The sequence below is a fragment of the Mesorhizobium sp. WSM1343 genome (assembly GCF_055901535.1).
This window is the reverse complement of record NZ_CM148370.1, coordinates 4,807,340-4,833,753: the sequence shown is the minus strand read 5'-3', so window position 1 is coordinate 4,833,753 and position 26,414 is coordinate 4,807,340. Positions and strand designations below refer to the sequence as shown.

At 61.6% G+C, this 26,414-nt stretch carries 38 protein-coding genes and 2 tRNA genes; 12 read left to right on the top strand and 28 right to left on the bottom strand.

From position 1 onward, the window contains the following. Window positions 1–360: 360 nt before the first annotated feature. Entirely contained in the window at window positions 361–594 is a 234-nt protein-coding gene (locus AC0NIL_RS23765; RefSeq protein WP_024504275.1) for a DUF680 domain-containing protein, read from the top strand. Window positions 595–645: 51 nt separating this feature from the next. Here AC0NIL_RS23765 and AC0NIL_RS23760 read toward each other — a convergent pair whose 3' ends face one another. From AC0NIL_RS23760 to purM, 3 genes are read right to left on the bottom strand one after another with little or no spacing between them, the layout of a single operon-like run. Beyond that, a complete protein-coding gene (locus AC0NIL_RS23760; RefSeq protein WP_063171819.1) occupies window positions 646–1,158 on the bottom strand; it encodes a SixA phosphatase family protein in 513 nt (170 codons plus the stop codon). A 13-nt stretch (window positions 1,159–1,171) separates the two neighbouring features. After that, window positions 1,172–1,885: a phosphoribosylglycinamide formyltransferase gene (purN, locus tag AC0NIL_RS23755; protein WP_024505064.1), complete on the bottom strand. Its 714-nt coding sequence runs from the start codon at window positions 1,883–1,885 to the stop codon at window positions 1,172–1,174. Beyond that, the gene (gene purM / locus AC0NIL_RS23750) at window positions 1,882–2,961 is read right to left on the bottom strand and encodes a phosphoribosylformylglycinamidine cyclo-ligase (protein WP_013532445.1); all 1,080 of its coding nucleotides are present in this window, start codon (window positions 2,959–2,961) and stop codon (window positions 1,882–1,884) included. Before purM ends, purN begins: the two co-directional genes overlap by 4 nt. Window positions 2,962–3,199: 238 nt before the next feature. Here purM and AC0NIL_RS23745 point away from each other — a divergent pair, with 238 nt between their 5' ends. The 3 genes from AC0NIL_RS23745 to hdaA are packed head-to-tail and all read left to right on the top strand — an operon-like array spanning window position 3,200 to window position 5,637. Beyond that, window positions 3,200–3,727: a CDP-alcohol phosphatidyltransferase family protein gene (locus AC0NIL_RS23745; protein WP_013532444.1), complete on the top strand. Its 528-nt coding sequence runs from the start codon at window positions 3,200–3,202 to the stop codon at window positions 3,725–3,727. Window position 3,728: 1 nt separating this feature from the next. Further along, window positions 3,729–4,931 carry an AI-2E family transporter gene (locus AC0NIL_RS23740; protein WP_013532443.1) on the top strand — a complete coding sequence of 401 codons (1,203 nt, stop codon included), beginning with the start codon at window positions 3,729–3,731 and terminating at the stop codon, window positions 4,929–4,931. Window position 4,932: 1 nt separating this feature from the next. After that, window positions 4,933–5,637, top strand: a complete 705-nt coding sequence (gene hdaA, locus AC0NIL_RS23735; RefSeq protein WP_013532442.1) for a DnaA regulatory inactivator HdaA — start codon at window positions 4,933–4,935, stop codon at window positions 5,635–5,637. A 15-nt stretch (window positions 5,638–5,652) separates the two neighbouring features. On the opposite strand, the gene AC0NIL_RS23730 is transcribed toward hdaA, so the two are convergent. After that, window positions 5,653–5,934 carry a hypothetical protein gene (locus AC0NIL_RS23730; protein ID WP_013532441.1) on the bottom strand — a complete coding sequence of 94 codons (282 nt, stop codon included), beginning with the start codon at window positions 5,932–5,934 and terminating at the stop codon, window positions 5,653–5,655. 97 nt (window positions 5,935–6,031) lie between these two features. Continuing rightward, window positions 6,032–6,108: transfer RNA gene (locus AC0NIL_RS23725), tRNA-Pro, on the bottom strand. Between the two features lie 140 nt (window positions 6,109–6,248). Between AC0NIL_RS23725 and AC0NIL_RS23720 the strand changes: the two genes are divergently transcribed. Together AC0NIL_RS23720 and AC0NIL_RS23715 are read left to right on the top strand one after the other, a co-directional pair. Beyond that, window positions 6,249–6,554 (top strand): ETC complex I subunit, encoded by a 306-nt coding sequence (locus AC0NIL_RS23720; protein WP_013532440.1) that lies wholly within the window; start codon window positions 6,249–6,251, stop codon window positions 6,552–6,554. A 47-nt stretch (window positions 6,555–6,601) separates the two neighbouring features. After that, window positions 6,602–6,678 (top strand) — tRNA-Arg (locus AC0NIL_RS23715). Between the two features lie 139 nt (window positions 6,679–6,817). On the opposite strand, the gene AC0NIL_RS23710 is transcribed toward AC0NIL_RS23715, so the two are convergent. Genes AC0NIL_RS23710 through AC0NIL_RS23700 form a run of 3 tightly spaced genes read right to left on the bottom strand, consistent with a single transcriptional unit; the run spans window position 6,818 to window position 7,673 of the window. Further along, window positions 6,818–7,006 carry a hypothetical protein gene (locus tag AC0NIL_RS23710; RefSeq protein WP_473573767.1) on the bottom strand — a complete coding sequence of 63 codons (189 nt, stop codon included), beginning with the start codon at window positions 7,004–7,006 and terminating at the stop codon, window positions 6,818–6,820. Beyond that, the gene (locus AC0NIL_RS23705) at window positions 7,003–7,338 is read right to left on the bottom strand and encodes a hypothetical protein (protein WP_473573766.1); all 336 of its coding nucleotides are present in this window, start codon (window positions 7,336–7,338) and stop codon (window positions 7,003–7,005) included. The genes AC0NIL_RS23710 and AC0NIL_RS23705 overlap by 4 nt, the downstream gene beginning before the upstream one ends. Further along, complete coding sequence (locus AC0NIL_RS23700; protein ID WP_473573765.1) at window positions 7,335–7,673, bottom strand: hypothetical protein; 339 nt, start codon at window positions 7,671–7,673, stop codon at window positions 7,335–7,337. Before AC0NIL_RS23700 ends, AC0NIL_RS23705 begins: the two co-directional genes overlap by 4 nt. Before the next feature lie 432 nt (window positions 7,674–8,105). On the opposite strand from AC0NIL_RS23700, the gene AC0NIL_RS23695 reads away from it, so the two are divergent. Further along, window positions 8,106–8,330 (top strand): hypothetical protein, encoded by a 225-nt coding sequence (locus AC0NIL_RS23695; RefSeq protein WP_473573764.1) that lies wholly within the window; start codon window positions 8,106–8,108, stop codon window positions 8,328–8,330. 135 nt (window positions 8,331–8,465) lie between these two features. Continuing rightward, the gene (locus AC0NIL_RS23690) at window positions 8,466–8,942 is read left to right on the top strand and encodes a hypothetical protein (protein WP_473573763.1); all 477 of its coding nucleotides are present in this window, start codon (window positions 8,466–8,468) and stop codon (window positions 8,940–8,942) included. Between the two features lie 33 nt (window positions 8,943–8,975). Here the strand turns inward: AC0NIL_RS23690 and AC0NIL_RS23685 are convergent, their stop codons facing one another. Beyond that, a complete protein-coding gene (locus AC0NIL_RS23685; protein WP_473573762.1) occupies window positions 8,976–9,332 on the bottom strand; it encodes a hypothetical protein in 357 nt (118 codons plus the stop codon). A 136-nt stretch (window positions 9,333–9,468) separates the two neighbouring features. Between AC0NIL_RS23685 and AC0NIL_RS23680 the strand changes: the two genes are divergently transcribed. Further along, window positions 9,469–9,969: a hypothetical protein gene (locus tag AC0NIL_RS23680; protein WP_473573761.1), complete on the top strand. Its 501-nt coding sequence runs from the start codon at window positions 9,469–9,471 to the stop codon at window positions 9,967–9,969. A 14-nt stretch (window positions 9,970–9,983) separates the two neighbouring features. Here AC0NIL_RS23680 and AC0NIL_RS23675 read toward each other — a convergent pair whose 3' ends face one another. The 17 genes from AC0NIL_RS23675 to AC0NIL_RS23595 form a co-directional block, all read right to left on the bottom strand. Continuing rightward, window positions 9,984–11,303, bottom strand: a complete 1,320-nt coding sequence (locus AC0NIL_RS23675) for a hypothetical protein (RefSeq protein ID WP_474048224.1) — start codon at window positions 11,301–11,303, stop codon at window positions 9,984–9,986. A gap of 178 nt (window positions 11,304–11,481) precedes the next feature. After that, the gene (locus AC0NIL_RS23670; protein WP_473573759.1) at window positions 11,482–12,672 is read right to left on the bottom strand and encodes a phage portal protein; all 1,191 of its coding nucleotides are present in this window, start codon (window positions 12,670–12,672) and stop codon (window positions 11,482–11,484) included. Window positions 12,673–12,753: 81 nt separating this feature from the next. Next, on the bottom strand, window positions 12,754–14,463 hold the full coding sequence (locus AC0NIL_RS23665; protein WP_473573758.1) for a terminase large subunit: 1,710 nt from the start codon (window positions 14,461–14,463) through the stop codon (window positions 12,754–12,756). Beyond that, the gene (locus AC0NIL_RS23660; protein WP_473573757.1) at window positions 14,432–14,827 is read right to left on the bottom strand and encodes a P27 family phage terminase small subunit; all 396 of its coding nucleotides are present in this window, start codon (window positions 14,825–14,827) and stop codon (window positions 14,432–14,434) included. The genes AC0NIL_RS23665 and AC0NIL_RS23660 overlap by 32 nt, the downstream gene beginning before the upstream one ends. Window positions 14,828–14,838: 11 nt before the next feature. Next, window positions 14,839–15,204, bottom strand: a complete 366-nt coding sequence (locus AC0NIL_RS23655; RefSeq protein WP_473573756.1) for an HNH endonuclease — start codon at window positions 15,202–15,204, stop codon at window positions 14,839–14,841. A 187-nt stretch (window positions 15,205–15,391) separates the two neighbouring features. Then, window positions 15,392–16,528, bottom strand: a complete 1,137-nt coding sequence (locus tag AC0NIL_RS23650; protein ID WP_473573755.1) for an ATP-dependent Clp protease proteolytic subunit — start codon at window positions 16,526–16,528, stop codon at window positions 15,392–15,394. A 7-nt stretch (window positions 16,529–16,535) separates the two neighbouring features. After that, the gene (locus AC0NIL_RS23645; protein WP_473573754.1) at window positions 16,536–17,021 is read right to left on the bottom strand and encodes a hypothetical protein; all 486 of its coding nucleotides are present in this window, start codon (window positions 17,019–17,021) and stop codon (window positions 16,536–16,538) included. Then, on the bottom strand, window positions 17,011–17,415 hold the full coding sequence (locus tag AC0NIL_RS23640; protein ID WP_473573753.1) for a hypothetical protein: 405 nt from the start codon (window positions 17,413–17,415) through the stop codon (window positions 17,011–17,013). Before AC0NIL_RS23640 ends, AC0NIL_RS23645 begins: the two co-directional genes overlap by 11 nt. 4 nt (window positions 17,416–17,419) lie before the next feature. Continuing rightward, entirely contained in the window at window positions 17,420–18,076 is a 657-nt protein-coding gene (locus AC0NIL_RS23635; RefSeq protein WP_473573752.1) for a hypothetical protein, read from the bottom strand. Next, window positions 18,073–18,954: a hypothetical protein gene (locus tag AC0NIL_RS23630; RefSeq protein WP_473573751.1), complete on the bottom strand. Its 882-nt coding sequence runs from the start codon at window positions 18,952–18,954 to the stop codon at window positions 18,073–18,075. The genes AC0NIL_RS23635 and AC0NIL_RS23630 overlap by 4 nt, the downstream gene beginning before the upstream one ends. After that, entirely contained in the window at window positions 18,955–19,146 is a 192-nt protein-coding gene (locus tag AC0NIL_RS23625; RefSeq protein WP_473573750.1) for a hypothetical protein, read from the bottom strand. Continuing rightward, window positions 19,146–19,367 carry a helix-turn-helix transcriptional regulator gene (locus tag AC0NIL_RS23620; RefSeq protein WP_473573749.1) on the bottom strand — a complete coding sequence of 74 codons (222 nt, stop codon included), beginning with the start codon at window positions 19,365–19,367 and terminating at the stop codon, window positions 19,146–19,148. Before AC0NIL_RS23620 ends, AC0NIL_RS23625 begins: the two co-directional genes overlap by 1 nt. Window positions 19,368–19,467: 100 nt before the next feature. Next, window positions 19,468–20,055 (bottom strand): hypothetical protein, encoded by a 588-nt coding sequence (locus tag AC0NIL_RS23615; protein ID WP_473573748.1) that lies wholly within the window; start codon window positions 20,053–20,055, stop codon window positions 19,468–19,470. 104 nt (window positions 20,056–20,159) lie between these two features. After that, a complete protein-coding gene (locus tag AC0NIL_RS23610; protein ID WP_473573747.1) occupies window positions 20,160–21,446 on the bottom strand; it encodes a tyrosine-type recombinase/integrase in 1,287 nt (428 codons plus the stop codon). A gap of 317 nt (window positions 21,447–21,763) precedes the next feature. After that, window positions 21,764–22,048 carry a hypothetical protein gene (locus tag AC0NIL_RS23605; RefSeq protein ID WP_063171820.1) on the bottom strand — a complete coding sequence of 95 codons (285 nt, stop codon included), beginning with the start codon at window positions 22,046–22,048 and terminating at the stop codon, window positions 21,764–21,766. Window positions 22,049–22,087: 39 nt separating this feature from the next. Then, window positions 22,088–22,279 carry a helix-turn-helix domain-containing protein gene (locus AC0NIL_RS23600; RefSeq protein ID WP_474048222.1) on the bottom strand — a complete coding sequence of 64 codons (192 nt, stop codon included), beginning with the start codon at window positions 22,277–22,279 and terminating at the stop codon, window positions 22,088–22,090. Window positions 22,280–22,365: 86 nt separating this feature from the next. Continuing rightward, complete coding sequence (locus AC0NIL_RS23595; RefSeq protein WP_337122511.1) at window positions 22,366–22,680, bottom strand: hypothetical protein; 315 nt, start codon at window positions 22,678–22,680, stop codon at window positions 22,366–22,368. Window positions 22,681–22,859: 179 nt separating this feature from the next. Between AC0NIL_RS23595 and AC0NIL_RS23590 the strand changes: the two genes are divergently transcribed. Continuing rightward, entirely contained in the window at window positions 22,860–23,081 is a 222-nt protein-coding gene (locus tag AC0NIL_RS23590) for a hypothetical protein (protein ID WP_013532436.1), read from the top strand. A gap of 258 nt (window positions 23,082–23,339) precedes the next feature. Next, window positions 23,340–24,128: a GGDEF domain-containing protein gene (locus AC0NIL_RS23585; protein ID WP_027163337.1), complete on the top strand. Its 789-nt coding sequence runs from the start codon at window positions 23,340–23,342 to the stop codon at window positions 24,126–24,128. A gap of 66 nt (window positions 24,129–24,194) precedes the next feature. Here AC0NIL_RS23585 and AC0NIL_RS23580 read toward each other — a convergent pair whose 3' ends face one another. Both AC0NIL_RS23580 and AC0NIL_RS23575 read right to left on the bottom strand, forming a co-directional pair. Beyond that, window positions 24,195–24,599 carry a hypothetical protein gene (locus AC0NIL_RS23580; protein ID WP_473573746.1) on the bottom strand — a complete coding sequence of 135 codons (405 nt, stop codon included), beginning with the start codon at window positions 24,597–24,599 and terminating at the stop codon, window positions 24,195–24,197. A 17-nt stretch (window positions 24,600–24,616) separates the two neighbouring features. Beyond that, the gene (locus tag AC0NIL_RS23575) at window positions 24,617–24,952 is read right to left on the bottom strand and encodes a glycosyltransferase family 25 protein (RefSeq protein ID WP_473573745.1); all 336 of its coding nucleotides are present in this window, start codon (window positions 24,950–24,952) and stop codon (window positions 24,617–24,619) included. A 374-nt stretch (window positions 24,953–25,326) separates the two neighbouring features. Between AC0NIL_RS23575 and AC0NIL_RS23570 the strand changes: the two genes are divergently transcribed. Further along, complete coding sequence (locus AC0NIL_RS23570) at window positions 25,327–26,289, top strand: glycosyltransferase family 4 protein (RefSeq protein ID WP_473573744.1); 963 nt, start codon at window positions 25,327–25,329, stop codon at window positions 26,287–26,289. Window positions 26,290–26,414: the final 125 nt, after the last annotated feature.

Here is a 26,414-nt window from a genome sequence, read left to right as displayed (position 1 = left end):
TTTTATGCATGAGCAGGATTTCGGCCGACGGCATCGGTGTCGGAGCGCCGATCGTAAATCGAACCAGCTGGTTCAATTTATGTTGACGAATCGTGAACGCATGGCGAGCGCTGGCTCGATGAACCGCCGCACCATGCGTCAGGCACCCTCCTTATAAGCATCTGAGATCAATTGATAAACAGGGTGAGCTCAATCCCTTGGCCGACGTTCGAGGTCCCGATTCCGCGCGTCAGGGAACGTCTTCGTGATTGGAAGTCGGCGCACGAAAAACCCAGATCGAGGCTGTCCGAGCGACGCGAAATTTCCTCCCCAGGGGCACGCCACTAGACGGACAGAATCAGGAATACCGGAGTAAATAGAATGAACAGGATCGCTCTTGCCACCGCCGCCATCCTCGTTGCCACTGGTGCCGCTTTTGCCGGCAGCGACAACTATGGTTCGGACAATGTCAATCAGCCGGCCGTCACCTCGCACGCGGTCAATGTCGACCACAGCTACACGGCTTCGACCCACAGGCAGGTCAAGCATCGCGACCTCACGCTGATGCCCGATTCGGTCCAGCCGGAATCCGGCCAGGGCAACTGGGGAAACTGACGGCTCAGGCGGGTGTGCGGCGGGCTTGGCCTGCCGCACCTGCCATGGACACTAGCCGCCCAGGTCCTTCGGCCGCAAGCAATGTGTCAGCCGGGCGGGGGATACGCCGAACCAATCGCCTTCGAAGACCACCCGGGCCAAGGCTGCCGTCGGGAATTTTTCCTCAAGTCTCGCGATCGCCTTGGCGTCCGACCCCGGCCCGGCAAGCTGTCTGGCCAACTGCTCCAGGCCCGGATTGTGGCCAATTACCAGCAAGCTGCCGCTTGAAGCGTCGGTTTGACCAATCTGGCTCAGAATGTCCGCCGCTGAAGCATCGTACAGCGCCTTGAGGAATGCGACCTGGGGCGGGACGGGCAATTCCGCCGCCACCAGCCGCCAGGTGTCGCGGGTGCGCAGCGCCGCCGACACCAGCGCCAGGTCCGGCAGCCAGCCGCGCGCCGCAAGCTCGCGCCCCATCAACCGGGCTGCCTTCACTCCGCGTTCGGCCAAGGGCCGGTCGAAATCATCGAGATCAGGGTCGTCCCAGCTGGATTTGGCGTGACGAAGCAGGAGAAGCTGTTTCATCGCCGCTCTAAGCTCAAGGCGTGATGCGCGCCAGATGCTCGAGGTCGGCTTCCTCGCGCAGCGGATCCGGGGCCATCACCACCGAGGTGCCGTTGTCGGCATCGTCGGCAAAGTGGGCAAGCACGGTGCGGCCGGCCTCCATGCGCGCCTTGCCTTCGGCGACCAGCCCCAGCGCCAGCGGATAGAGCCGGTGTTCGGTCTTCAGCACGCGGGCTGCCAATGTATCGGCGGTGTCGCCGACCATCACCGGCACGGCTGCCTGTGCGATGATCGGGCCGTCATCCATCTCGGAGGTGACGAAGTGCACGGTGCAGCCATGGATGCGGATGCCGGCGGCCAGCGCGCGCGCATGGGTGTCGAGCCCCTTGAAGGCCGGCAGCAGGGCAGGGTGGATATTGATCATGCGGCCCTGCCATTTCTGGACGAAGCCGGGGCTAAGGATGCGCATATAGCCGGCCAGCGCCACGATCTCGGCGTTGAAGGCGGTAAGGGCCGCGTCGATGGCGGCGTCATGCGCCTGCTTGCTGCCGTGGTCGGCACGCGAGACGACCTGCGTGGCGATACCGCGCGCCCTGGCGATGCCGAGCCCGGCGGCATCCGCCTTATCGGAAATGACACCGACGATCTCGGCCGGGAACGACGGGTCGCTGGCCGCGGCAATCAGCGCGGTCATGTTGGAGCCGCGTCCCGAGATCAGGACAACGGTGCGTTTCCTCTGCGCGCTCATAGGCCGATCGAACCCCGATAGATGACGCCTGCGTCGCGGCGCGGCACGATGCGGCCGATCGGCGTCACCGTCTCGCCGGCTTCCTGTAGCACGGCCGCGACCTGCGCTGCCTGGCCGGACGCGACCGCCAGGATCATGCCGATGCCGCAATTGAAGGTGCGCATCATTTCTTCCGGCGCCACGCCGCCGGTCTTGGCCAGCCACGAAAACACGGGAGGAACGTCGATCGCCTCGAGGTCGAGCTCGGCCGAAAAATCCTTGGGCAGCACGCGTGGAATGTTTTCCGGGAAGCCGCCGCCGGTGATGTGGGCGAGCGCCTTGATACCATGCGTGTTGCGGATCGCCTTGAGAATCGACTTGACGTAGATGCGGGTCGGCTCGAGCAGTGCTTCGGCCAGAGTGGCCTCGTCGTTGAACGGTGCCGGATCGCTCCACGACAGACCGCTGACGGCGACGATGCGGCGCACCAGCGAATAGCCGTTCGAGTGCAGGCCGGAGGAAGCCAGGCCCAGCAGCACGTCGCCTTCGACAATGTCATCGGTGGGCAGCAATTGGCCGCGTTCGGCGGCACCCACCGCAAAGCCGGCGAGGTCGTAGTCGTTGCCGTGATACATGCCGGGCATCTCGGCGGTCTCGCCGCCGATCAGCGCGCAGCCGGCCTGGCGGCAGCCCTCGGCAATGCCGCCGACGATCGCGGCACCCTGGTCGGGATCGAGCTTGCCGGTGGCGAAATAATCGAGGAAGAACAGCGGTTCAGCACCTTGCACGACGATGTCGTTGACGCACATGGCGACGAGGTCGATGCCGATCGTGTCGTGCTTGCCGGCATCGATGGCGATCTTGAGCTTGGTGCCGACGCCGTCATTGGCCGCCACCAGCACCGGATCGGTAAACCCGGCCGCCTTGAGGTCGAACAGGCCGCCGAAACCGCCGATCTCGCCATCGGCGCCCGGCCGGCGCGTCGCGCGCACCAGCGGCTTGATCTTCTCGACCATGAGATTGCCGGCATCGATATCGACACCGGCCTCGGCATAGGTGAGCCCGTTCTTGCGCTTGTTCACGTCGCGCTTGCTCATTTCTGGTGCCCGTTCAGCAATTTTCCTTGTCGCGGGCTCTTCGCATGAACGGTTTCTGTCCGCAAGGATAACGGCCATCTCGGCCTACAAAACCGTGGACAGCGCGCACGTACAGGCGCTCGTGATTGGCGAAAGCCAAGCTGAAGGCCGCTCCCGTGCGGGGAGATCGGCAGCTCCTCCCTTGTTGCCACCCGCCATCTTCATCATCTATCTCCGACCAAGAGGAGGTGCCAGGCATTTGACCATCCCCAACCTGATCACCATCCTGCGCCTTGTCCTGGTGCCGGCGGTGGTGCTGGCGATGCTGCAGGCGCGCTGGGACTGGGCTTTTGCCGGGTTCCTCGTCGCCGGCATTTCGGACGGCGTCGATGGCTTCATCGCCCGCCGTTTCAATCAGCAGTCCACGCTCGGCGCCTATCTCGATCCGATCGCCGACAAGCTGCTGCTGGTTTCGGTGTTCGTGGTCATGGGCCTCATCGGGCAATTGCCGCTGTGGCTGGTCGTCACCATGGTGTCGCGCGACGCGTTGATCGTCTGCGCGGTCCTGCTGTCCGCCGTCATGGCCCATCCGGTCGAGATGAAACCGCTTTTCGTGTCGAAGGCCAACACCGCCATCCAGATCGTGCTGGCGGCGGTTGTGCTGGGTGAGCTTGCCCTGTCGGTTCATCTCGACCCGCTGAGGCCGGTTCTCATATTGCTGTCCGGGGTCTTGACCGTGGCTTCGGCCGCAGCCTATCTCGTGACTTGGCTGAGGCACATGAGCTGACATGACGAAGGCTCCACTCCGGACATCCGAGACAGAAGCGGCGGCGATCGAGGCCGCGGCCGCCGACATCGCCGCGTCCGCGACCTTTCGCCGCCAGATCTTCTTCTGGCTGGCCGGCGCCGCGCTGCTGGCGCTTTTCCTCTATGTCTTCAGCGCCATCCTGCTGCCCTTCGTCGCCGGCATGGTGCTTGCCTATTTCCTCGATCCCGTTGCCGACCGGCTGCAGCGGCTCGGCCTGTCGCGTTTCATGGCGACGGTGGTCATCCTCATCACCTTCCTCATCGTGCTGGTCCTGGCCTTTGTCATCCTCATTCCGGTTCTGGCCACGCAGATGGCCGATTTCGCCGGCAAATTGCCGGAATATCTGACCCGGCTGCAAAGCCTGATCACCTCGTTCGATCCGAAATGGCTGGAGCAGAAGTTCGGCGTCAACGCCAATAGCTTGCGCGACGGGCTGAATTCGCTGCTGACCTCCGGCTTCGGTTTTGTCACCACCGTCTTCACCTCGCTGTGGAGTTCCGGCATGGCGCTGGTTTCTGTGGTCAGCCTGTTCGTGGTGACACCGGTGGTCGCCTTCTACATGCTGCTCGACTGGGACCGCATGGTGGCGGTCATCGACGGCTGGGTGCCACGCGACAACGTCCAGACCGTGCGCGCCATCGCACGGGACATCAACACCGCCACGGCAGGCTTCGTGCGTGGCCAGGGCACGCTGTGCCTGGTGCTGGGCGCCATGTATGCCACCGGGCTGACGCTGACCGGACTGAACTTCGGCATCCTCATCGGCCTGTTCGCCGGGCTGATTTCCTTCATCCCCTATGTCGGCTCGCTGACCGGGCTGGTGCTGGCCGTGGGCGTCGCCTTCGTCCAGTTCTGGCCGGACTGGACGATGATCGTCGCGGTCGCGGTCGTCTTCTTCATCGGCCAGTTCATCGAGGGCAACATCCTGCAGCCGCGGCTGGTCGGCAAGAGCGTCGGCCTGCACCCGGTATGGCTGATGTTTTCGCTGTTTGCCTTCGGCGCGCTGTTCGGCTTCGTCGGCTTGTTGATCGCGGTGCCGGCTTCGGCCGCCGTCGCCGTGCTGGTGCGGTTCGCAATAGCCCGCTATCTCGAATCGCCGCTCTACAAGGGTCGCGGCGCGGCACCTGTGCCGCAGCTTCCGGCCGATCGCGGCGGCGGCCACCGCACGCAACCGCGTCGCTGAAGTGACTGCCCAGCCAACCGACCCGCCGCGCCAGTTGCCGCTCGACCTCGGCCATGGCACGGGCTATTCGCGTGACGAACTCGTCGTCTCCGGCACCAACAACCAGGCGGTTGCGCTGGTCGACCGCTGGCCGGACTGGCCATCGCCGGTGGTGGTGCTGGCCGGTCCCGCGGGTTCTGGCAAGACGCATCTGGCCTCGATCTGGCGCGCGCGTGCCAATGCGGCGGCGGTCGACGCCAGGCGCATCGGCGACAGCATCGCCAATCTCGGCGCGCGGCCGGCGCTGATCGACGATGTCGATACCGGGACGGTTGACGAACAAGGCCTGTTCCATCTGATCAATGCGGTGCGTGGTGCCGGCTCGCAACTGCTTCTGACGGCGCGCCGCTTTCCCTCGGCCTGGGGTGTTGGCCTGCCTGATCTTGCCTCGCGGCTGAAGGCGGCTGCGACAGTCGAAATTCATGAGCCCGACGATCTCCTGCTGGCAGGCGTCATCACAAAACTCTTCGCCGACCGTCAGATCGAGGTCGAACCGCATGTCGTGCAATATCTGGTCCGCCGCATCGAGCGCTCGCTGGCGACAGCGATGCGCGTGGTGGAGCGGCTCGACCGGACCGCGCTCGAACGCAAGACGCCGATCACCAGGGCGCTGGCAGCCGAAACCGTCAGTGCCATGGATGAAGGGCAGGGCGAGTTCGAGATCTAGCCTAAGAGGCCGGTCTCAGAGCCACATTCTGGCGAAATGACGGACTGCGAGATAGACGGCAGAGTGAGCGGCGATATAGCCGGCGGCGACCAGCACAAACATCCCGATACTGACACGCCAGGAGCGGGAGACCACGGCGCCCGGGGCCTGCCTCGCCTGTCTGCGGCTTTCACGGTTGTTCCACATCGCCAGTGCGGCGCAGGCAATTGCCCACGTCACCATGACCGGAACCGTTATGCCGGCGTAGGCAAAGTAGGCCGGTCCGAAAAGCGACACCCAGGCATCGATTCCAAGCATCTGACCCCCCTGTTTGCCGAACCGCGGCGCCGGACACACGGCCGGAGCCGCAGCAAGTGAACCGCATGGCTGCGCCGGGCATTGGGCTGTGAGGGGATGGTCGGAGTGGAGAGATTCGAACTCCCGACCCTCTGGTCCCAAACCAGATGCGCTACCAGGCTGCGCTACACTCCGAACGGTCTGTTGCCTATTCATTTCGGTGGTGCATGGCAAGTGCAAAAACCTGCGAGAGCAAAAACCTTGCCGCCGTGCGCATTGCGCAGTAATGACGGGCGAAGGGTGGCGATGCTGCCTTGCACAACAACGAGGTGGCCATGTCCGCGCGCATTTTCAGCCCAGCCAAAACCGCGATGCAGTCCGGCAAGGCCAAGACCGGTTACTGGGTGCTGGAATTCGATCCCGAGTCGCGCAAGAAGATCGACCCGCTGATGGGCTATACGACGTCGGCAGACATGAGAAGCCAGATCAGGCTTAGCTTCGACACGCGCGAAGAGGCGGTCGCCTACGCCGAAAAGCAAGGGCTCGCTTTCCGCGTCGAAGAGCCGAAAGAGACCAAGCGCCGCCAGATTTCCTATGCGGAGAATTTCCGCTATGACCGCAGGACGCCCTGGACGCATTGAACGGCGCCCGGCGCCAGAATATCCAGCCGGCCCAACGGCCGGCCAGCGGTCCCGTAGCTCAGCTGGATAGAGCACCGGCCTTCTAAGCCGATGGTCACAGGTTCGAATCCTGTCGGGATCGCCAATAACCTCTTGTTTCTTATGGGATAATTGTTGCAACCGACTGCCAGCAGCAAGGGCAGTCTTGGTCGTGTCAGCACGGTGTCAGCAGAAATGAAGAGCCCGCCACCTTCTTCGGCAGCGGGCCATCCGGCAGCATCGGACTATTGAATGCAAGAGCCCGGCGGGTATTGCTTCGGATCGTAGCACGACGGCGAGACGAGCCCGAAATGCTCGTCGGTGCGGATAGGCATCATGCCGAAGATGTTGCGGTAAGCGTGGTGGAACGGCAGGACGATCATGTCGTTGCTCAGCTCTATCGCTGCTGAGAGCGTGGCGTTGCGCGCGGTCACAGCCCGCTCCTCACCAGCACTTCCTGCGATTCGAGATCATCCGGCCACATAATCACCTCGCCGAAGTCATCGGCACAGTAGCCTTCACGATCGCCGCCGTCCTCGTCGTCGCAGTTGTCTTGCTCGAGATCGTCGAGGCAAAGCAGCGAAGGCTCGCCGTCGGCCGTGTCCTCGAGGTCGCAGTCGACTTCCATCATGTCGAGCGCGGTGATCAAGGCCATGGCGCGGTCTAGGAGGTCGTTCAGGCGCGTCTCGACCGATTGGCGCCATGTGCGTGGGTCTACGCCTTGCGGGCAGCCGTAGGGCTTTAGAACTGGCGTGTGGGCGTTCATGATGCACCGCCTTCCGAGAGCCTTGCCAGTCCTTTCCGTTCATGGCGAACCTCACCGGGCTTGTCGGCCTCGATATGGGACATGATGATGACCATCCCGTCCGCGATGTTGTCGACATCAATGATCCGAAGCGGTGCGTCGGGCCACTTCTCCCAGAATGCCGCCTTGATTTCCTCGATAGCGGCGGCGATCCGCTCGTCCGGTGTGGGCGACGTTGACGCAAAGTTTGCGCCAACGTTCGCGGGAAGCACGGACAGCGCTCCCAGGCCAGCCGCAGTTGCCCCTGTGCCCAGCAGCAGGCGCCGCCGGTCGATCGTTGTTGCCTTCGTGTTCATTGATAGTCCCCACGGTCAGAACCGGCTTTCTACGGCCGGCGGCATTGTGTGTCCCAGGACACATTATGCCATCATCGGCGACGGGCCGAAGCCGGGGGGTAGAAACCAGCCGTGAGACTGGCGCGACGCTTTTAAGCCCGAAGGCTCTGGACAGAACGGCGCCCCCCGGCCATAAAGGTCGGGTCTGGAGCCGCGCCGCCAAGCGCGTCCATTGTTTGCAAAATCTGCAAACATTCATCCGAGAGACTTTCCCGCCAAGGAAAGTTGTGTCCCCGCCAAGGGACCGTTCGGAGATATCACGGTCCGGGTTTCTACGCCCACGGACGATAAGCCGCTGATTTGCCGATTTCGTCAAGCACTCCCGAAAGGGAGCCGGCTTGCGTTTGCGCGTGGCCGGCGCGATGCTGCCTTTCGGCACGCGGGGAACGCGACATGGCGGACGATTACCTGAAGGCGTATCGGAGCGGCGGACTCGACGCGGTCAACGGGCTGCTCAGAACGCAATTTCCCGATCCCGGCGATCACGTGCGAGCGCTGGACGACTTGGAGGAAAAGGGCCTCTGGGAAGTTGGGGACTGGCACTACTCAAACCGTGGCGGCCAGAAGCATCGGGATTCCGGCCGCGTACTGGCCTACCTCGGCGACGAAGAGGAATAGGCCAATGAGGTTGATCGCATCGTTGATCCGCTTTGCGTGGGAATGGATGCTGCTCCAGGTCGAGAAGGCCCGCCGACGCTGAAATCGTCAAGCGCGCCCTTGCGGGGGGCGAAGCTATGGGGGGCTGCAACTGAGATGAAGACAACACCTCGATCGTTCTTTCATGTGTTCGTTGAACCGAACCTTGAAGATTATCTAGATCAACCCGACGACGCGCGGCGCGGGTTCAATGCCTGCCTGTCTGCCTTTCAACTCGCGGATATTTTCTATGCATTTTATAAACGCGAGAATCCCGCAAGGGTCGCGCAATGGCCAAAGAAGAAGGAGCTAATAAAGCACCTATGCGATCTCGAACCAGCTTTCCTGACGATTCAAAGCGTGGCCACGGTCTACAAGCACCTGTATGCCAAGGAAGGCTTCTATGAAGTTGGCTCCCCAGGAGCGCTATGGAGTGTGAAAATTCCGGGGGAGAAAATCGAGATAGAATCAGATTTTGGAGATGATGTTTTTGTGCGGCGCCGGGACGGAAGCGTCGTGTCCCTCACTACTGCGCTGCGTCGGGTAGTTGTCGAAATGTGGCCAGCCTTTCTGCCTTATGACGACGAGGACTAACGCAGTCACACTTGCCCGCTGTGCAGCACCGCATCAATGAATGCCGTGCGTCTCCCCACGCCTCGCTGTGGCCTCTACGCAGCGTTTCTCGACCCGTTGCCGGAATAGATCGAGGTCGGCCTGTTTCTGGCGTTCTCGCTCCAGCTTGTAGACCTCTGGCAGTGGTTGCCAGTCAGCCGGCTTGAGCTTCATGCACCACTTCTCCCGGCGAAATCCCCAATGCCAGATCCCGACGACTTCCGAGCCGTCAAACCAGGTCGAGACGTTGAGCTTGGGGAAATGCAATACGCGGGCTGCCCACCAGACTTTCTCAATATCGTGATCGCCTGGACCCTTTGCCCACGGGGTCCACCCTTTGCCGGGTCTCTCGGTCAATTCGCTGTCGAGCATTCTCGCCCTTTTGCGGTGCAGAAATGATACCCCGGTATATCTGATGTATCGACGGAATTTACCAGAATAGCGGTCGTCTCTTGCGCAACTATTCACTTTAGCAGATGCTCATCTTCGGCCTTGGGAGGGCTGGGGGATGAAAAGAAAAACGTTGATGGCACTCGCTGCCATCCTGCCGCTGTGCGGCTGTCAAACAAGCAATCAAGCTGATTACATGCAAATTGGCTATGGACCTAGTTTCGAGGTCGCGCACGCACAGTGCGAGATGCGGAAAGGCTCAGTAGACCAAGGATACCTTGCCATCGGATCGCCGGCATTTGTTGCTGGTGCCGGCCTAGGCAATGCCCTTGGCAATGCGATCGCCGAAGATCAATACATGAAGAACTGCCTGATCATCAGCGGCTGGAAGCGATCTCCCCGTGGTAAGGGCGCTGCCGCCGCGGCAGCCGTTGCTACCGGAGCGCCACCCACTCCTTACGGCGTGCAACGCGCGCCAGGCAGTTGGATGAACACGGCCCTTCTGGACTGGTCGGCCGCCAACAACAAATGCATCGCTGGCGATAAGGCCTCCTGCGCAACTCGAGCCAGAATTGGCGCGCAACTGAAAGGCGCTGGCATCAACCCGGCGCCGATCTAGATCCTGGCTAAAGTTCAAGTCAACGTCACTTTCGGATCGATGTAGAATGTCGATGACGCTTTCGCTGCCTTGACGCGGACCAGTATCCAGCCCTTCTGCTGCGCCGTGAACGATGCATCGAGCTTGAACGAAGTCGTAGAGCCACCCCACGTTCCTGACCCCGGCGCTTGCCCAGCGCCGGCCGCGAGCAGGTCCGCCTTGGTATCGTTGACGAATGATCCGAGCGGCGATGACGCATCGCCAAGGTATTCGACATCGAGCCATATCTCATCGTTGTTCGGAACAGCACCGACGCCCCAGATGCCCTGCACCGCCGCATTGATCGCAGAACCGGTGGTGTCGTTCCAGATGGCGATCGGCGTCGCCTCGAACGGATTGTGGAAGTTTGCATTCGCCGTGGTGATGATTTTCCAGGCAAGCGGTGTTGTGCCGTCCGATGCGCCACCGGTTCGAACGATCGTCGTCTCCTCGGTCATCGTTCCGCTGTAACGAACCGAATCGGAGTTGTAGTTGACGCCACCAGAGCCGACACGGACATAATCGATTGAGAGCTGCCCTGGCACGTCAGGTGTCGCATATTTCGTCGCCGCAGCATTGATCTTGCAGTCGGTGAGTATGGCCCTTGAGCAAATGCTGCTGTTGGTTGTGCTCGACACGATCGTAGTACCAGCCCCCGCAGCGCTGAGATCGACCCCGTTGCATTCGAGGCGTCCGCCTTTGCCTGCTGCCCATCGAAATAGATTGGTCGGAGATGTCCCGAGCAGGGCCGAAGCTGTGTTTTTCCAGATCAGATGACAGCCGATCTCGATCCATTGAGCGGCATTCCCGAAGGAGACCGTCGTATCCTCCAGCACGACCATGATGGAGGACGAATTTGCCAGGTTGATTTTCGTCGAGTTGCCGCTGCCACCGATCCTCAGCGAGCAGCCGATGAGTTTGAAGTAGGCGCTGCCAGACAGCGGCAACGTGATTTCGGAGGCGCCCGTCGAGTTCCCGGCGGTGAAAATGATGCCATAGAAAATCGCGCATGGTCCGATGAACCGGATGCCGTTGTTGCCCGTTGTGGCGACCGTCGCTGTCTTTCTAAGATCAGCCGAAACCGGTGGCACGGAGCCAGCGTGATCGACGCAGGCGACAATGACCGGATTGGCGATCGTTCCTGGTGTTGTCATCGTCATCAACGATGCTTGCGTCTCTGCGTGATCTTCCGACACATAGATCGTATCGCCGGCAGCGGACGCCGTGAACGCCGCTGCGAGAGTGAGGTAAGCATTGGCCCAATTGGTGCCATTGGCAGCGCCGGCAGCGCCCGAGCGGACATAGCGAAGGGTCATGATAAGCGTGCTCCAAGGCCAAACATGCTGCTCGCCATTCCCCAGGCATCGGCGATCTGTTCAGGGGTAGTTGCGGCGGGCTCTGGCGCGCGGGGCGGTTCCTGCCCCTCGATGAGGGCTTGGATCTCCGCGTCGGCAGGCATGCGGGCGTGCGCGGCGGCGAGTAGTTGGCGGGCTGTCATGCTGCCCTCCTGGCTGCCACGCTGCCCTGGTCTGGTTGCGCGGTCTGGTCGGGATTGCCATCAGCCACCGGTGCCATTGCCGACGGCTGCAGATAGACATCGCCTTCCGGTCCGATCGGCTCCATGTCGACCGTGCGGCGGATATCGTTGACCGAAAGCCAGCCCCACTGCCTGCCCAGCGCGAATGCCCGATATTGCGCTTCGATGTTGGCACGGACGATCGCCGCCGTGTTGATCTTCAGGAATGGACGCGCCCTGCCACGGGTCGGCGAAAATAGCTTTCGGTTGGCCTCCTGCTCAAAACGGACGGTCCACGGCAGCACCGCTAGACCGAGGAAGTTCAAGCCGGCCTGCTCATAGTTCGCGAAGGTCTGTTTCGAGGTGTCGCCGATCAGTTGCGGAGGCACGCCAAAGAACCGGCAGACCTCCTCGACGCTGAAACGGCGCTGCGACAGAAACTCTGCGTCCTGTGGGGAAACGCCGATCTGCTCCCATTCCCAGTCAGCATCACCAATCAGTACCTTGCCGGCTTTGCGGGTGCCGGTGATGGTCTGTTCGACTTCTGCCCGAAGCTTGGCGAGGCCATCAGGGCTGATGCCGCTCTTCACCTTGATCATGCCGCTCGGCGCCGCCTGGTTGCGCATGAAGTTCGCCGCGAAGCGCTCCTGCGCCACGGCTATGCCGAGAGTGTTCTTGGCGTATTGGATGATCGACATCCCGATCGGACCATCGATCGACGGGCCAGCCAGATGGAAGACATCCATTGGCGCCAGGGTCACCTTGCCGGCGGTGCCGTTGTTGATATCGTATTCGAGCGCGCCGGTGTCGCGGTCCCGGCATATGTCGACGCGATGCGACGCGATCGGCCAAAGCGCAACCGGCCTCCCGAAGTCGTCGCGCTCGATCTCAGCGTAAGCATTGCCGTTGAACAGCGCCGATAGGAACATCGTTTCCCGCAACGAAAACGCCGAGATTTCAGGGTTTGGCTGCCGGTGAAGCAGGTTCTCGACCGGATGATCGGGAAGCCGCTGATTGCCGTCTTCAGGCTCTTTGCCCTTGGCCGCGAATACCTGGGCAGGAAGCATTGCGATCGACCGCGCGATCAGCGAGCCACATGCCCAAGCCGTCGAGCAGGACAAGGCGGCGTCTTCATTGATGAACACGCCGGAATCAGCACGTCCTGGCATCAGCAGGGTCGTATGCTTGACCTGTTGCGGCTCGGTAGTCTGCCGCTGTGCGAAAAGGCGATCAAATGGCCACATCGGTTTTCAGTCCTCGTCTGTGAGGTGAATGGATTCCCAGCGCTCGCGCATTTCCTGCCAGCGAGGGTGCCCGGGGTTGTTGAGAATGGTCGGGTCGATCCCGTCGGAGCTCTCCGCAGGCTTCTGATCCCAGAGTTCTGGCCGGTCATAGATCGACGTCGTGTCTCCAGTTGCGGCGAAGGCGCGGCCTACACCCATGGCCGCGGTAACGGCCAGGTCGATCGCATCGGTCGACTTGCTTTTCGACATGTAGAGCAGCCCGGTTTCGCCCTGGATTGGCACGGCATTGGAGAAGCACCACCGGGCCACCGGGTGCCCGCCGTGGCGGTATTTCCGGCCGATGATTGCGCGTTGCAGTTCGGTGTACATCGGCCCCAGAATTAGCGGGCGCTGCGGCACGTCGATCACAGGGAAGCCGTCGGCCAGCATCTTGCCCATCAGCTTCGCTGCGAACTTCTGGTCGAATCCCATCTCCCGAACATTGAACTCGGCATCGAGGTCGATGAGCTTTGCCTCGATCACATCGTCGTCGATCAGTTCGCCGGGGATGACGACGAGGTGGCCGTCGTCGACCCATTGCTGCCAAGGGACATCCGGGTTTTCCATGGCGCGCTTTTTCAGCGCTGCCTCGGTGATGAACGGATAGGCGAAAGCGGTGTAGCCGCCGTCGGCGTCGCGGAAGGTCGCGGTGATGCCGGCCAGATCGTAGGTCTTGGCCATGTCGACCGACACCCAGCAATCAGCGCCGGCGCGGTCATCCGGGTCGATCTCGGCGCCGCCCTCGTCATATGTCGCCATGTCGAGCCAGCCGGCGGCCGAGCCATCCTGCCATAGGTTGAGGTGCACCTGCTTGAAGGCCTGCCGCAGGCGGGGAAGCTCGCGGGCCATCAGCGCTTCGCTGCGCAGCTCGTCGAGGTCGGGGAAGCCTTCGGCAAGGCCAGGATTGACCTGGTGCCACAGTGCCTCGTCTTCCCAATCGGCGCCAGCATCGGCCTGGAACAGGATCGGCAGGAACGTCGGGTCGCGCTCGGGATGCGCTGCAACTCGCTTGGCGTACTGGAACAGATCCCAGGCAACACCCATCGGCTTCTCGCCGGCGGTGGTGATGATGATGGTGAGCGAGCCAGGCACCTTCGAAGCGCCGGTTTTGAGCGCATTCCACAAGCTGTAGCCGCGCCAGACGTGCAATTCGTCGGCCAGGACGAACGACGGGGTCTTGCCGTGCGAGGCGTCGCCGTCCGCGCTGATGGCGACGTAGGACGAGCGCGAGCGAAGATGTTCGACCCTGTTCTTGGTGTCGCGGATCCTCGTCGCGGCGAGCAGCCGTTCGTCGGGCAGGATCATGGAAACGGCTTCGTCGAAGGCAAGGCGCGCTTGAGTGCGATCGGAGGCGGCAGAGATCACCTGACCACCTGGCCGCTGTTCCGGCCCTATGGTGTGCCCCAGAGCAAGCACGCTGGCGAGCGTGGTCTTGCGGGCGCCGCGGGGAATGAGAGCAAACACTGTCGAGACCTGGCGCCGGCCGTCATCGGTCGATGGCCCATAGATGCGCTCGACGATGCGGCGCTGCCACCGATGGCGAAGCGGCCGGCGATCGGCGCCGACTTCCTTCGGATGCCGCAACAGGTCGGCGAACTGCAGCATGCGTGCGGCGCGGCCGTCGGGATCGGCGATTATGCTGTCGTCAAATGCCCAGGCTGGTGTAAGCGTCGCCATTGGCGTGCCCTCCCATGCCAGGCGTTGGCGTCGAGCCGTTGCCGATGATGCCAAGTCGCTTCGCCAACTGCAGCGCGTTCTGCGATGCCTTATTGCGGGCGCCGATCAGCGGATGAGGCCGCGGAATGCCGTTCGTCCCCTTGATGATCTTTTTGGCTTTGGACAATTCGCGGTCGCACTGTGAAATCAGGTCCATCGCGGCGACATAGGTGACGAGAAGCGGCTCGTTTTCAGCCGTTAGCGTACCTTTTGCGCGCAACATCGGCTCGAGCCGGCACCATTCGGCCCTCGCAGCCCTCGAGAGGCCGCGCGGCGCCTTCGAACGCAACGAAACCGGGCCTTCCGTGTTCGAGACCAATGTCAAGACCGCTCCCGTCATACGATTCGCGGCCCTCGGTCAGGATCGGGTTTTGGCTTTTCAGCCGGAGGGAAAAAATGCCGGGTGTCTCGAACTGTGGCCCCAGGCGGTCCGGCCCCCATCGCGGAAAGGTTTGTTGCGTTCTGCCTCTTTCGGTCCTCGGTCGCCGTCTTCCGGCTATGGCAGGGATGGCAGAGCGGTTGCCAGTTCGAACGGTCCCACATGAGGCGCTGGTCGCCCCGGTGCGGGATGATGTGGTCGACATGGGTTGCTGGTGCAGGGCAGCGCTTGCATGTCGGCGACGTCTTCAGGAAGGCCGCACGCTCGTGCTCCCATCTCGTGTCATAGCCTCGCTGCCTGGCTGATGGCCGATGCTTGTCCATTGCCGCCGCGCATTGGCAGCGCTGGCCGGCAGGCACGATGCGACCACAGCCGCAGAGACGTGGTGCCTTCAGCATGACAGTCCGATCTGCGGGGCGCCTGGCCGACCAAGCCTAGAACAAGCGCCCCGCTTCTCGTCGGAAGGGCAGCACGCTAAGATGCCCTCGACCTGGTGAATGGACAGGATCATCATCTCAGCAACTCCCAGTGCACGCGGTCGACGTCGGGCTGCAGGCTGCCGAGTGCACCGCATGCCTTCGTCTTGGCGCGATAGAACTTGCTGTCGAATCTGACCGTCTCGCCCTTGCCGTACACCTTGCCGAGTTCAAGCAGCGGCGCCCGTTGGAGCGCTTGTGGTGTTGAGCCTATGAACGGACCGGCGATGGCAGCGAAGCGAGCGCGCGAAGCCTTGGGGATGAGTGGCGCTGCGTCGTGGGAGATGGTGTGGGCAAGCCCGACCATGATGGCCTGACCGGCACTGAAACTGGTTTCGCCCTCGATCCATTCGCGGGCGAGGTCAACATCGTGGCCGGTTGCATCCGCCACTATACCTGACATCTGATCGGTGAGACCATCGAGGCGGCGTGCCATCGACCGCAGATCGCTGCTTGTGCCGGCGGCCGACGGTGCGGCTGGCCGGTGGAGCATCATTCGGCCGTCTGCCGTGATCGACCGGAGATCAGCGCCAAGCGCTACTATGGCCGCGGCGGACTCGGCCCGGATGATGTCGGCGGTGACGAGCGCATCGTGTCGAGCGAGCGCCTGGTAGAGCTTTAGGCTTGGTTCGAGGGCGCCGCCGCGACTGTCGATCGTGATTGCGACCGTTTGCCCCTGGGCGCGCTCGACGTCAAAGGCGAGCCCTTCCGCTTCCGAACCGATGTCGCCAACGATGTCGATCCGAAATACCTCCTCGCCGGGCGCGCGGGCGCCTGCCGGCAGCGGCAGCGAGCGGTCGACCATCGCGGCAAGGTCGATCGGGAGTTGCCACCAACGAACGACTTCATCGAGCATGTCGCGCGGCGTCCCATCGACCCAGGCGCGATTGCCGTTGCCGACCGTGAGCCAGACGTCGGTCACCACGTCGAGCCCGTTGCGTTGCTCGATTGCAGCCTGTGCCGCCAGGGCGCCACGGCGAGCATGGCCAGCAATGTCGATGCCATTCACGCAGTCGCCGATCTTGACCGCGACCGCCACTTGGCGGTTGCGGGTGGCTAGGAAGATACTTCCGGAAACGACGTGTTCGCCGAAGCGGATCGAAGCACTAGCCGCGACGAACGTCAGGCGCGGATCTGCGTCGATATGGTCATAGGCGAAGATCTTCGACATGTCGGTGTCAGCCCATGATCTGCCGAAGGTGGCGGATGCCTTGCAAGAGCGCAGGAGCGGCACCGACCCCGCGCCGGACAGGCAGGCCGTTGACAGATGCTGAGGCGGTATAGTCGAGGGCGACGGTGACGACATCTTCGAGTTCACCCAGAAGGCGCATCACCTCGGCCTGGTACTCCGCGGCCGGCGCCGCAGCATCGGCCAGGACAGTCTCACCGAAAGCTTCCCGCCTCTTGGTGCGCTCGACCAGCGCGGCGCTGTAGGCGAGTTCGATCCTGTCCCGCTCGTCGGAGATTGCCGCGAACTCTGCCTTGACGCCCGGAAGCGGGTTTTCGCGAAGCCTGGTGAGCACCGGCGTCAGACTGGCGTTCAGGGCCGCACGGTCGGCGCGCAACTTCGCCACGTTCGATTCGCTGAGCTTCAAAATGTTTGGCTTGGCCGGAAGGCGCATCGTCTCACGCAGCCGATCCGCTGCTGTCGGTTCAGTCTTCATCGGGTCTGCCTTTGCCAATCCGAACATGGGTCGGTCCTTTGCCGGTTGCGTCGTGCTGATCTGATTCTACGGCTGATGCCCTCGCTTCCGAAGTCACGCGTGACGCGTCCATCGCTTCAGCAATCAACGTCTTGATGGCGCGGCCCAGGTGGCGCCGATCGAGGCTTTGCTCGTCGCTCATTTGGAAACGCTTCTGCTCGGCGAACCACGACGCTTCGTCGGGGTTGATGAAGACGAGGACGCCGGCGACGTCGCCTTCCTTGTCTCGCTCGCGCTTTTCAGCCTGGCGTTTTGCGGCGAGCGCTCGAATGTGCTCGGGCGAGGCCATGTTGAAAACCGGCCACGGGCTCTCGGCCAGGAGTCGCATCAGTTCGTCGTCGGCGAGCGCGGTCATGAACTCACGCGCCTTTGGTCGCTTGGCTGTAGGCATTGGTAGGGCCCATGTCGGGCGCAGCGGCGGCAGGGTGTAGTGGTAAACTATATGCAGGTGACGTGGTCACCCCATTCGTGTCCTGTTTTCCGGCCCTATCGGGTGACGTGGTCACCCCATTCGGGTGACGTGGTACTGCCATGTCGTCGGCAATGGGGTGACGAGGTACCCCCAATCGGGTGACGTGGTCACCCCGCGTTTTTTTCCTGACAACGACTTTCCGAGGCGGCATATTCACATCGCGCCACCTCATGAATTCCTTCGTCGCCGGCATGGCACTGTGTGCCGGATAGTCGATCGGGTATTCGGTGAGGGTCCATGTGCTTGCCCTAGTTCTGCCCTCCGCTCGAGCCTTCCAATCGAAATGGCCCTTCTTTGAAACCTTGATGAAGCCAAGCTCAACCAGGCGCTCGCACGCACGATCTGCGGGCCTGTTGCTGCAGTTTAGAGCGAGACACATCTCATCGCCGCTGAAGGCGATGTCGCCGTTGTTCGAACCAGTGTAGCGCGCCTTGAACTCGACGTAGAGGCAGCGCTCGTACACGTCGAGCGATCGCCACGCTGGACAGTTCATCATCCACTCGTAAAGGCGCACATGCCGAGGTTCGCGGCTGGCTTTGGTCATGCCGCTCTCCAGCCTGCCAGGATCGTCTGCAGCGATTCCAGCTCGGCCGCGTTTACCGTCTCGCAGCGCGCCCAGGCTTCCGGCTCGATCAGGCCTTTGATCTCCCGCTCCACGCACTCCCGCAGGTCGCGGGGGTCCATGGCGTCGAGTTCCCAGCAATGGTGCGAATGGTTGCGGATGAACCAGCGGTAGCGCATGTCGCTTTTTTTGTCGGTCGCCGGGAAACACGGAAGACCGTTGACCTGGTGCACGGTCAGCGCGATCCGCCGGAACCGGACGTGGGAACCACCGTAGTCGGCGAGGCGCCGCGGCAGGTCTTCCTCTGACATGTACATGCCACTGGGGTCGAAGTCGCCGGCATAGAGGACAATCAGCGGCCTCCCATCATCGTCGGTGGCGATGTCGTTGACCGTGGTCGCACTGGCGAAGCCATGCATGACCCTGAAGCCGACGGCGAAGTGATCGAGCACCGGCTTGAGAACGCCGCGAACGGTTCCCTTCTCGGACCAGACCTCGACCCGATACGGCTGCTGATTCCAGAAGTCGCGGCGGTAGGATCGCGCAACCGCCCTGGCATACTGCGCGGGATCGTCCCAAGTCGAAACCCGCTCCAGTTCTCGCGTCTCGTCAACGATCCAGTCCCAAGGGATGTCGCCCTGCTCTCTCGCGATCCGCAGGAGGCGATAGACCTTCTGCATGTCGTTGGTCGACATCGACGGGATCAGCCCGGCCGTGAATAGCTTGTAGCCGATGCCTCGGCCGGTAATCGGCTGCATCTCCTCTGCGATACTGCGCATCGCGGCGATCAGGTCGAGCGAGGCTTGCGCCATGCCCCGAACCTTTTTCAATCCCGGTTGAATTTGCTGGGCCTCGGCCATTCAGCCAGCCCTCGCCATCTTCAAGTTGTGGAGCCGCAAGGCCTCGCAGCTTTCCTTCGCGGTCAGACCGATGGCCTTAAGCGCGGGAACCGCTGGCCCGCGCAGATGACGGGGTGTGTCGGCGAGAAAGAGCACGCCGCGCTCGACGTTGTCGGACTCGACGTGATCTTCGGTTGCAGGGCGGCCGGCCATTATGCGGCCTCCGACGTCGAGCGACGAGGTGCGGATAGCTTGCCCTCGACATATGCGTCGAGCGCTTGGTCGGTGTAGACGGCGCGATTGCCGAATATCTGATACTCGGGGCCACCGCCGACGGTGGCCAACTTCTGGAGCGTCTTCCAGCTCGTCTTCAGTCCACGCTCGGTCAGAAGGCGGGCAGCCTCCCGACGGTCGCGATAAGTTGGAGTGTTCATTTCTATTCCCTCGCTGGGGCTGGTTAAGTTTGCGAGGGAAAGATGCGTGTAGTGATCGGAAAAGTCGGACAGTAAGGGGCAGGAACCGGCGACAACCGGGTTACTGCCCTTGTTGCGTGCGGAGCTTCTCCATAAAGTTTCTGGCGTGCTGGCGAATGATAGTCTCGCTGAACGTTTTGCCGGTATCGTTTTCCGCCAGGGTGATCAGCCATCGTTCGACATCAGCTTGTGACTGCCAGTTCTCGACGTTCAACTGATCGGGAAAGCCTATGTGCGCTACTCTCTCTTGGAAGGCGACTTCGTAGGCTGGCCAATCAGCCTTCGGCTTGGCGCCGCCGAGGTTTTTGAGGATCGCTGGGCGCCGGGAAACGACAATGCCTCGCAGAACGATTTTACCGTCGCAAGCTGCCGAATCACGTTCAAAATCAGGATCTAGGAAGCCCCATCGGTCGGCCGGAACATCAACCCGCCTACCTGTTAGTTCTTTGCCGGCCTCAATGCCAGAGGCAACAAGGGTGCCGTCGCGAAGTAGCACCCCAACGGCGCCCTGCAAGTAAGAGATCACGTCGGGCTGGTAAAATCGGACATCATCAGGCGCGGGCGGTCCCCATTCGATCGATCTAACGTCAGCCTCGGTCAGCAGCAAATGAGCGTCGGCCAGCGATAACTCTTTGGACGGTTCGTCCAACGGCAGGCATCCAAAAGATCGAGATCTAGCCACCAGAATATCTTGAAACTGCAGCGCCCTAAGCTCTGCTACCACTCGATCACGATTGGGGCGGTTGCTCATCTTTACGCACCGCCTTTCATCGGCACGACGTCCGCTGGTTTCTTGTCAGTGGAAACCGCCATGCCGGCCAGGGCTACCGCCGCCCCTTTCTCCGCGATTGCTTGCCGGGCCTCCTGTGCCCAATGGACGTATTTTGCCGAGGTCTGCATGTCCCGATGGCCGAGCGCGGTCATGATCTCGCTGGCCTGTGCGCCTGCCATTGCCATGTGCGAGGCGAGGGAGTGTCGCAAGCCATGCAGGCCTATGCCCTCCGGCAATTCGGCCTCGACGCGGATCTTGTTCCACATCTTCGACAACACAACCGGGCCGTCACCTTTGGCAGGCGAGAAAACGAAGTCGTTGAGTTCGCCCGCGGGCTGGCGCGCGATCAAAGCTTGTGCTGCGGTGGGGAGACCGATGATGCGCGGCTTACCTGTCTTGCGGCCGGTCTTATGGGCCGCAGGGGGAAGAGTGGCGAGGCCCGCCTTCAGATCCACATGCCGCCAGCACAGACCGGCAATCTCGCCCCGCCGGGCTCCGGTCAGGGCAATGACGCGAATGGCGTCCGCGACCGGCTGCCTGACGCGCTTCTCCGCCTCCATCAGGTCGAGGGTTTTGAACAGACGACCATAGGCTGCGGCATCGTCGAGAATGATTTCGCGCGTTCCATCGGCGCCGGTCTGATAGGTGGATGCCGGGTTGCTGGTAATGAGCCGTTCTCGTAATGCCCATGCCAATGTGCTGCGCAACAGCCGAAGGGATTTCCTCGCCGCGCCTTCGCCGCCACGCACCCTCGCCAGAGCACGTGGGCCGACCTTTTCCCTTATCGCAGTCTTGCCATCCCGAATGGAGTTGAAGGCCTTGGTGAGGTCACCCGGCCGCAGTGCGTCGACATGCTGCTTGCCGAGCAGGGGGATCAGGTGGCGATTGATCCTGCCCTTGTCGGTGGCGCGGGTTCCGACGGCCTTTCCCTTGAACGCATCGGATTCGAGATAGGCCTCCAGCACCTCCTTGACCGTTGTCGCCAGCCGGCGCTCTCTTTTCTCGTCCAGGGGATCGCGCCCGGCTTTGACCAGCCGTCGCATCTCATCCGCCGCGTCGCGCGCCTCATCCGGCGTTATCGATCCGTGCTTGCCGAGCGTTGCCCTGCGTTCCTTGCCCTCCGGCGTGCGGTACTGGTAGATGTAGCTCTTGACGCCGCTGGGCAGGACGAGCAGGCCGAAGCCTTTGATCTGGTCATCCCAGACATAGAATCGCCGGTCCTTATCGTGGTCTGTCGTGTCGACAATGCGCTTGGTGATCTTGGGCATTTTCCCGCCTCCGTTTGCTGACACAGGCTTGGCCGTGTCAGCGCCATGTCAGCAAAACGCAGTAAGTGACGGTATGCGTTAGGCTTGACAATCGGCGTGAGGGTAAGCGTCAAAGCCTTTGTTTGCAAGGCTTCGGTGTGAATAAGTAAGAGCGTGTCAGCAAAGGGGAAGGGGATTAAAACCGGCCTTCTAAGCCGATGGTCACAGGTTCGAATCCTGTCGGGATCGCCAAAGCCTTTCGGTCCGTTCCGGACACATAGGTTACGGTTTATACCGGAGACACGGGCTTTCAGAGAGCGGTATCAGGTCTCGTGCGCTCAGACCGCCGCCGCCAGAAGCAGCGTTACCCCCAGGACCGTCGACGCATAGATCGTCGCTAGGAGCACGATCGGCCGAGGATACTCGGTGGGTGTTGCGAGGCTGGTTATGTCGGGACCCCGAAATGTTTCGGTGCCGGGCGACGGGACGTCGGCGGCGGTGGCAGCGTTGTCATTGCAAGCGCGCAGCACAGAAAGGCGCTGGGTTATATCCGCGGCGATCAGAGGATCGTCCGCCACCAATCTCGACCAGTCCGAAACAATGCCGATTTCATGTTGTGACATCGCGCGCCTCCCATTTACGGCCTAACAGCGATATCTAAATTATGTTCCACTAATAGTTTCGCGAGGCGGACCGCTCTTTGTCACCGCGGTCTTTTGATCGATGAAAACCACGCCCGCTGCCTCCAAGCCTCGACGGATGGCAGCCAGCTTGGCGGGACTGGGAATCCTTCGCCCGCTCTCAAAACTGCCAATCGTTCCTTCGCTGAGGCCGCACTTCGCGGCGAGTCGCACCTGCGACCACTTCAGGATCGCTCGTGCAGCTCTGCACTGCTGGGGTGTAAGGGGTTGGGTCCCTGAGACGGTGGCGCTTCGCTTGTTCACATCCTGACGGTCCTTCGCTTCGGCGGGACACGGCTTTGCACCAGGCCCGCCTTGTCCAGATCCACCGTGACCATTGTCCCGAGCGACACCGTGACCTTGTCGCCGTCGATCCGCGTAACGTCGCCGGATAATTCCATCTGCTGGCCCCTGGTCAGCCTGGTTGCCGGATCAATGACCGAATGCGGAAGACCGGGGATCGACACGCTGACGCGGTCCTTCGTGACGCGCTTCAGCACCGTCGCCATGACCGCCACCTCGTCGCCGACTTTATTGCCATGCTCTGATTCTGGGGCGGCATCCGCCGGCGTCAAGGATTAGCTGCGTCTGATATAGAAAAGTCCGCGGGCGTGGCTCGGCGCCAGCGTATTATTTCGTTACTCGGCCTTTTCGGAACCTTCCCGCGCACGGCGCGTTCGGCCCGCTGTATTCGCGGACCCTCATATAAAAGTGGACAGGCGGGAGGCAAACAAGGGTGGGGAGGAGTGTTGCCATGTCGAAGCGAGAAATAGGGATATCTTCGGCCCTCGATCGGCGCATTGCCGATCTCAGGGCCAGGATGCAGGACGCCCGGATCACGGAATACGAAATGAAGACCTTTCAAAAAGTGGCTTCAGCCATGGGAGGCGACGGAGGCTCCCTGCGTCTCGATGCCGACGACCTGATCGCGGCATCCTTTGTCGTCGATGCGCTGGGTGAACCGACGCTCAACTGAGACGGGCGATCTGGCTTCGCGCGCCGTTTTGCCCTTGCCCGGCCGGCAATTGGCCCACGCCTTCACACTTTGAAACAGGATGGCTGCTTTCCAGCGGCCGTCCTGTGGCGTCTGCCCAAGCGTCTGTCGCAAGTCATAGGCAGGGGCTGGTTGGCCGGTGGATTTGATTCCGCCGCCGACATCGAATTGGAGGGAAAGTCTTATCAATTTGTTTGGGTTGGTGCGTCATAGTAGCGACGGCTAACGGAGTTGAACGCGATGAAGCTCGATCTGTCGCCGACGAGCTGGGGCAGGGTGATCGCTGTCACGGCAGTCGGTACGGCATTCTTCATTGCCGTGGCGTTCTTCGTCGATTCCTTCAATTTTCCCTATCTTTCGCCCGAGGCCGTGTGGCGGGCGCAGATGACCGACCTGATGCTGCCTTTGGTGCTGGGCGGCTCGTTTCTGTTTTTCCTGATGTGGAAGATTCGCCAGCTGGCCATCGCGCAGCGCGATCTCAGCGTCCTCGCCGCGACCGACAGCCTGACAGCGGTGCTGAACCGTGGCGCCTTCTCGATGCTGGTCGAAGCCTATCTCGAGCAGACCCGCAAGCAGGAGCAGACCCGTTCGGGGGCGCTGCTGATCATCGACGCCGACCACTTCAAGTCGATCAATGACCGCCTGGGCCACGATTGCGGCGATCAGGCCCTCAAACTGATAGCGCAGGCGATCAAGGGGCAACTGCGTGGCAGCGATATCGTCGGCCGCATCGGCGGCGAAGAATTCGGCGTGTTTCTGCCCGGCGTGGATCCCTCGCAATCCTGGGTGGTTGCCGAAAGCATCCGCCGGCGTATCAGGGAGATGGAATTCTCACCCGGCGGCAGGCCTTGTCCGCTTTCCGTCAGCATCGGCGGCACAAGCTTTACCGGCCCGATCACCTATGAGGAAATCTTCTCCGCTGCCGACAGAAGGCTTTACACGGCCAAGTCGAACGGACGCGATCAAGTCAGCTTCGATCCGGCCGGAACGTCTCCGGCGCCTGCGCCCGGCGTCGCCACCGTGCATTGACGGGTGACTCGGAACAGCACGCTGACTCGTGCAGGCCGTCGCGCAGCAGTGCTTTGGCTGCCGTCATCACGCTAAAGAGATAGTTTTCTCACGCCTGAAGCGGCAGATATCGAAAATCTGTCGACTTATGCGCCTTGCTTCGACCAGGAGCTTTTCGGCGGGACTCCGCTTTGGAGCGGAATTTGCTCTGGCTCTCACGAGCCGCTCCTCATTAAGAAGGCTGGTCAACCCGAAGGCCTTCTCGCGGATAAGGTCATTTTGCACACACAGTGCCGGCAACAGTTGGTAGATCGCTTTGCTTGACGATGTCGGAAGCGCCGGATCGAAGATAACGTGATCGGCGGGCGCATCGAGACTTCGGGCGATCAGATCGCGCGCTGCTTGCTTCGAAATGATGTACCCGGCCGCTCCGACGTGGAACCCATATAGCCTAACCACCGAAAACACCCGACTGACGCAGGTGCGCTTCATCGCGATGACGGTTTTCCTTAGGTAGGTTCCAGCTTGACGATATCGGCGTTGGCCGGAATCCATCCATCATCAGAAAGCATTGGGCCAGCCGCTTCGGACAACAGGACGTCATCCTCGAAAATCGCACCAAAGGCATCTTCACCATCCGCGATGATGGTCCAGCAAACCTTGTGGCTCATAAGACAAGCCGCTTCCGTGGGGGTCAAACTTGGTGAAGTCGCAGCAAATTCCGGTCGACGCAACGCGTCCACGGCAGGAACCCGGTCGAACGAAACACCAACCTTCGCGAATTCAGCCGTGACATGGGCAAGTCGATCAGGAGACCGATCGAGGTTAATAACCATACATTTCATTGATGCCCCCCACAGGCTATCTGTCAATAATTACTGTCTTGGATCTTGAAATAACTTGCTTAACCAAATAGCGAGACTCCGCAAGGGGTAGGCGACGCAGCTTGGGCTGCCAGTGATATTTTTGAGCAATAGATGGACGACTTAGCACTCACCGAGTGCCTCGTATTGACGTAACCTGCTTAATGGGCGACCGATATCTCGGACAGCTAAATATCAGCTGAAGGTGGATATCTCTGTTCACAGCCATTTTGTAACAGTTGCGTTAGCTCTGCTCGGCGACAAGTAACGCCTCCGAGCGCCATGTGGGCAGCACGGCAACGGCCAGATTTTCACTATCGGCAAACAGCCGGCCAGGCTAACAAAGCGCAGCGACCATGATCCATTTGTTCAACGGCTTTCAGGACCCCTTCGGTGGCAGTGACCTTGAAGCTCTGGAACTGTACCGGCTGTTGAGTGTCGATTCCGAGGTGCATCTGTGGGCAACCTCCTCCAGCGTGTCCGGCGAGTTGATGCGGAATTTCCCGATTCGCCGCGTCTCGCTGTCGAAGTGGGATGTACCGAATGGCGGTACCTACGTCTTTCTCGGCTCTCATTGGCGCAACAAGATATGGCCTTACCTGATCCCGCGGCCGCGCCGGCTGATCTATGTCTTCAATAGCTTTCACCCGAAAATCATCTCGCTGACGAGACGCATGCCCCGCATGCTGAACTGGCCCGACGCCGAACTGGTGCTGATTTCCGATTTTCAGAGACGGATGCTCCAAGTCGATGGCACCGTGCATCCGTCTCCGATCGATATCGAACGTTTTTCACCACAGCATCTGGGTTCGGATCGTCCCTTCACCGTCGGACGCTTGAGCCGCGATGGGCCGGGCAAACATCATCCCGATGACATACCCCTCTACGAGACATTGCTGGCCGAAGGTACAGCCTTGCGGATTCAGGGAGGGATAGGGCTCAAGGACAGCCTCATGCCGCATCCGCAACTCGAACTGTTCCCACCCGGCCAATTTTCCGCCGAAGAGTTTCTGCAGACGCTCGACGTGTTTTATTATCGCACCGGTTGGCATATGGAAACCTTCGGTCGCGTGGTGTTCGAGGCGATGGCCTGCGGGTTGCCCGTGGTCTGCCATTCATATGGCGGTTATTCCGACCATATCAGGCATGGCGAAAACGGTTTCTTGTTCGAAACGACGCAGCAGGCGGCGCGCATCCTGGCCGATCTCAAAGCCGACCCGGCGCTGCGGGCGGCAGTGGGCCTCAAGGCACGGCAGACCGTCGAGCAGATCTATTCTTCCCAAGCTGTGCGACAGAGGCTGGATTTCTACCTGCGCTAGCTGCACGTCATCCCTTGGGCCATGGGACATCCTTGGCGCAACAACATGCCCGCTGTCATCGATCTCGACATCGCGCTAAAGCAGGCACGCAAAGCGGACGAATGGGGCCGACAGCCAGCGGCGTG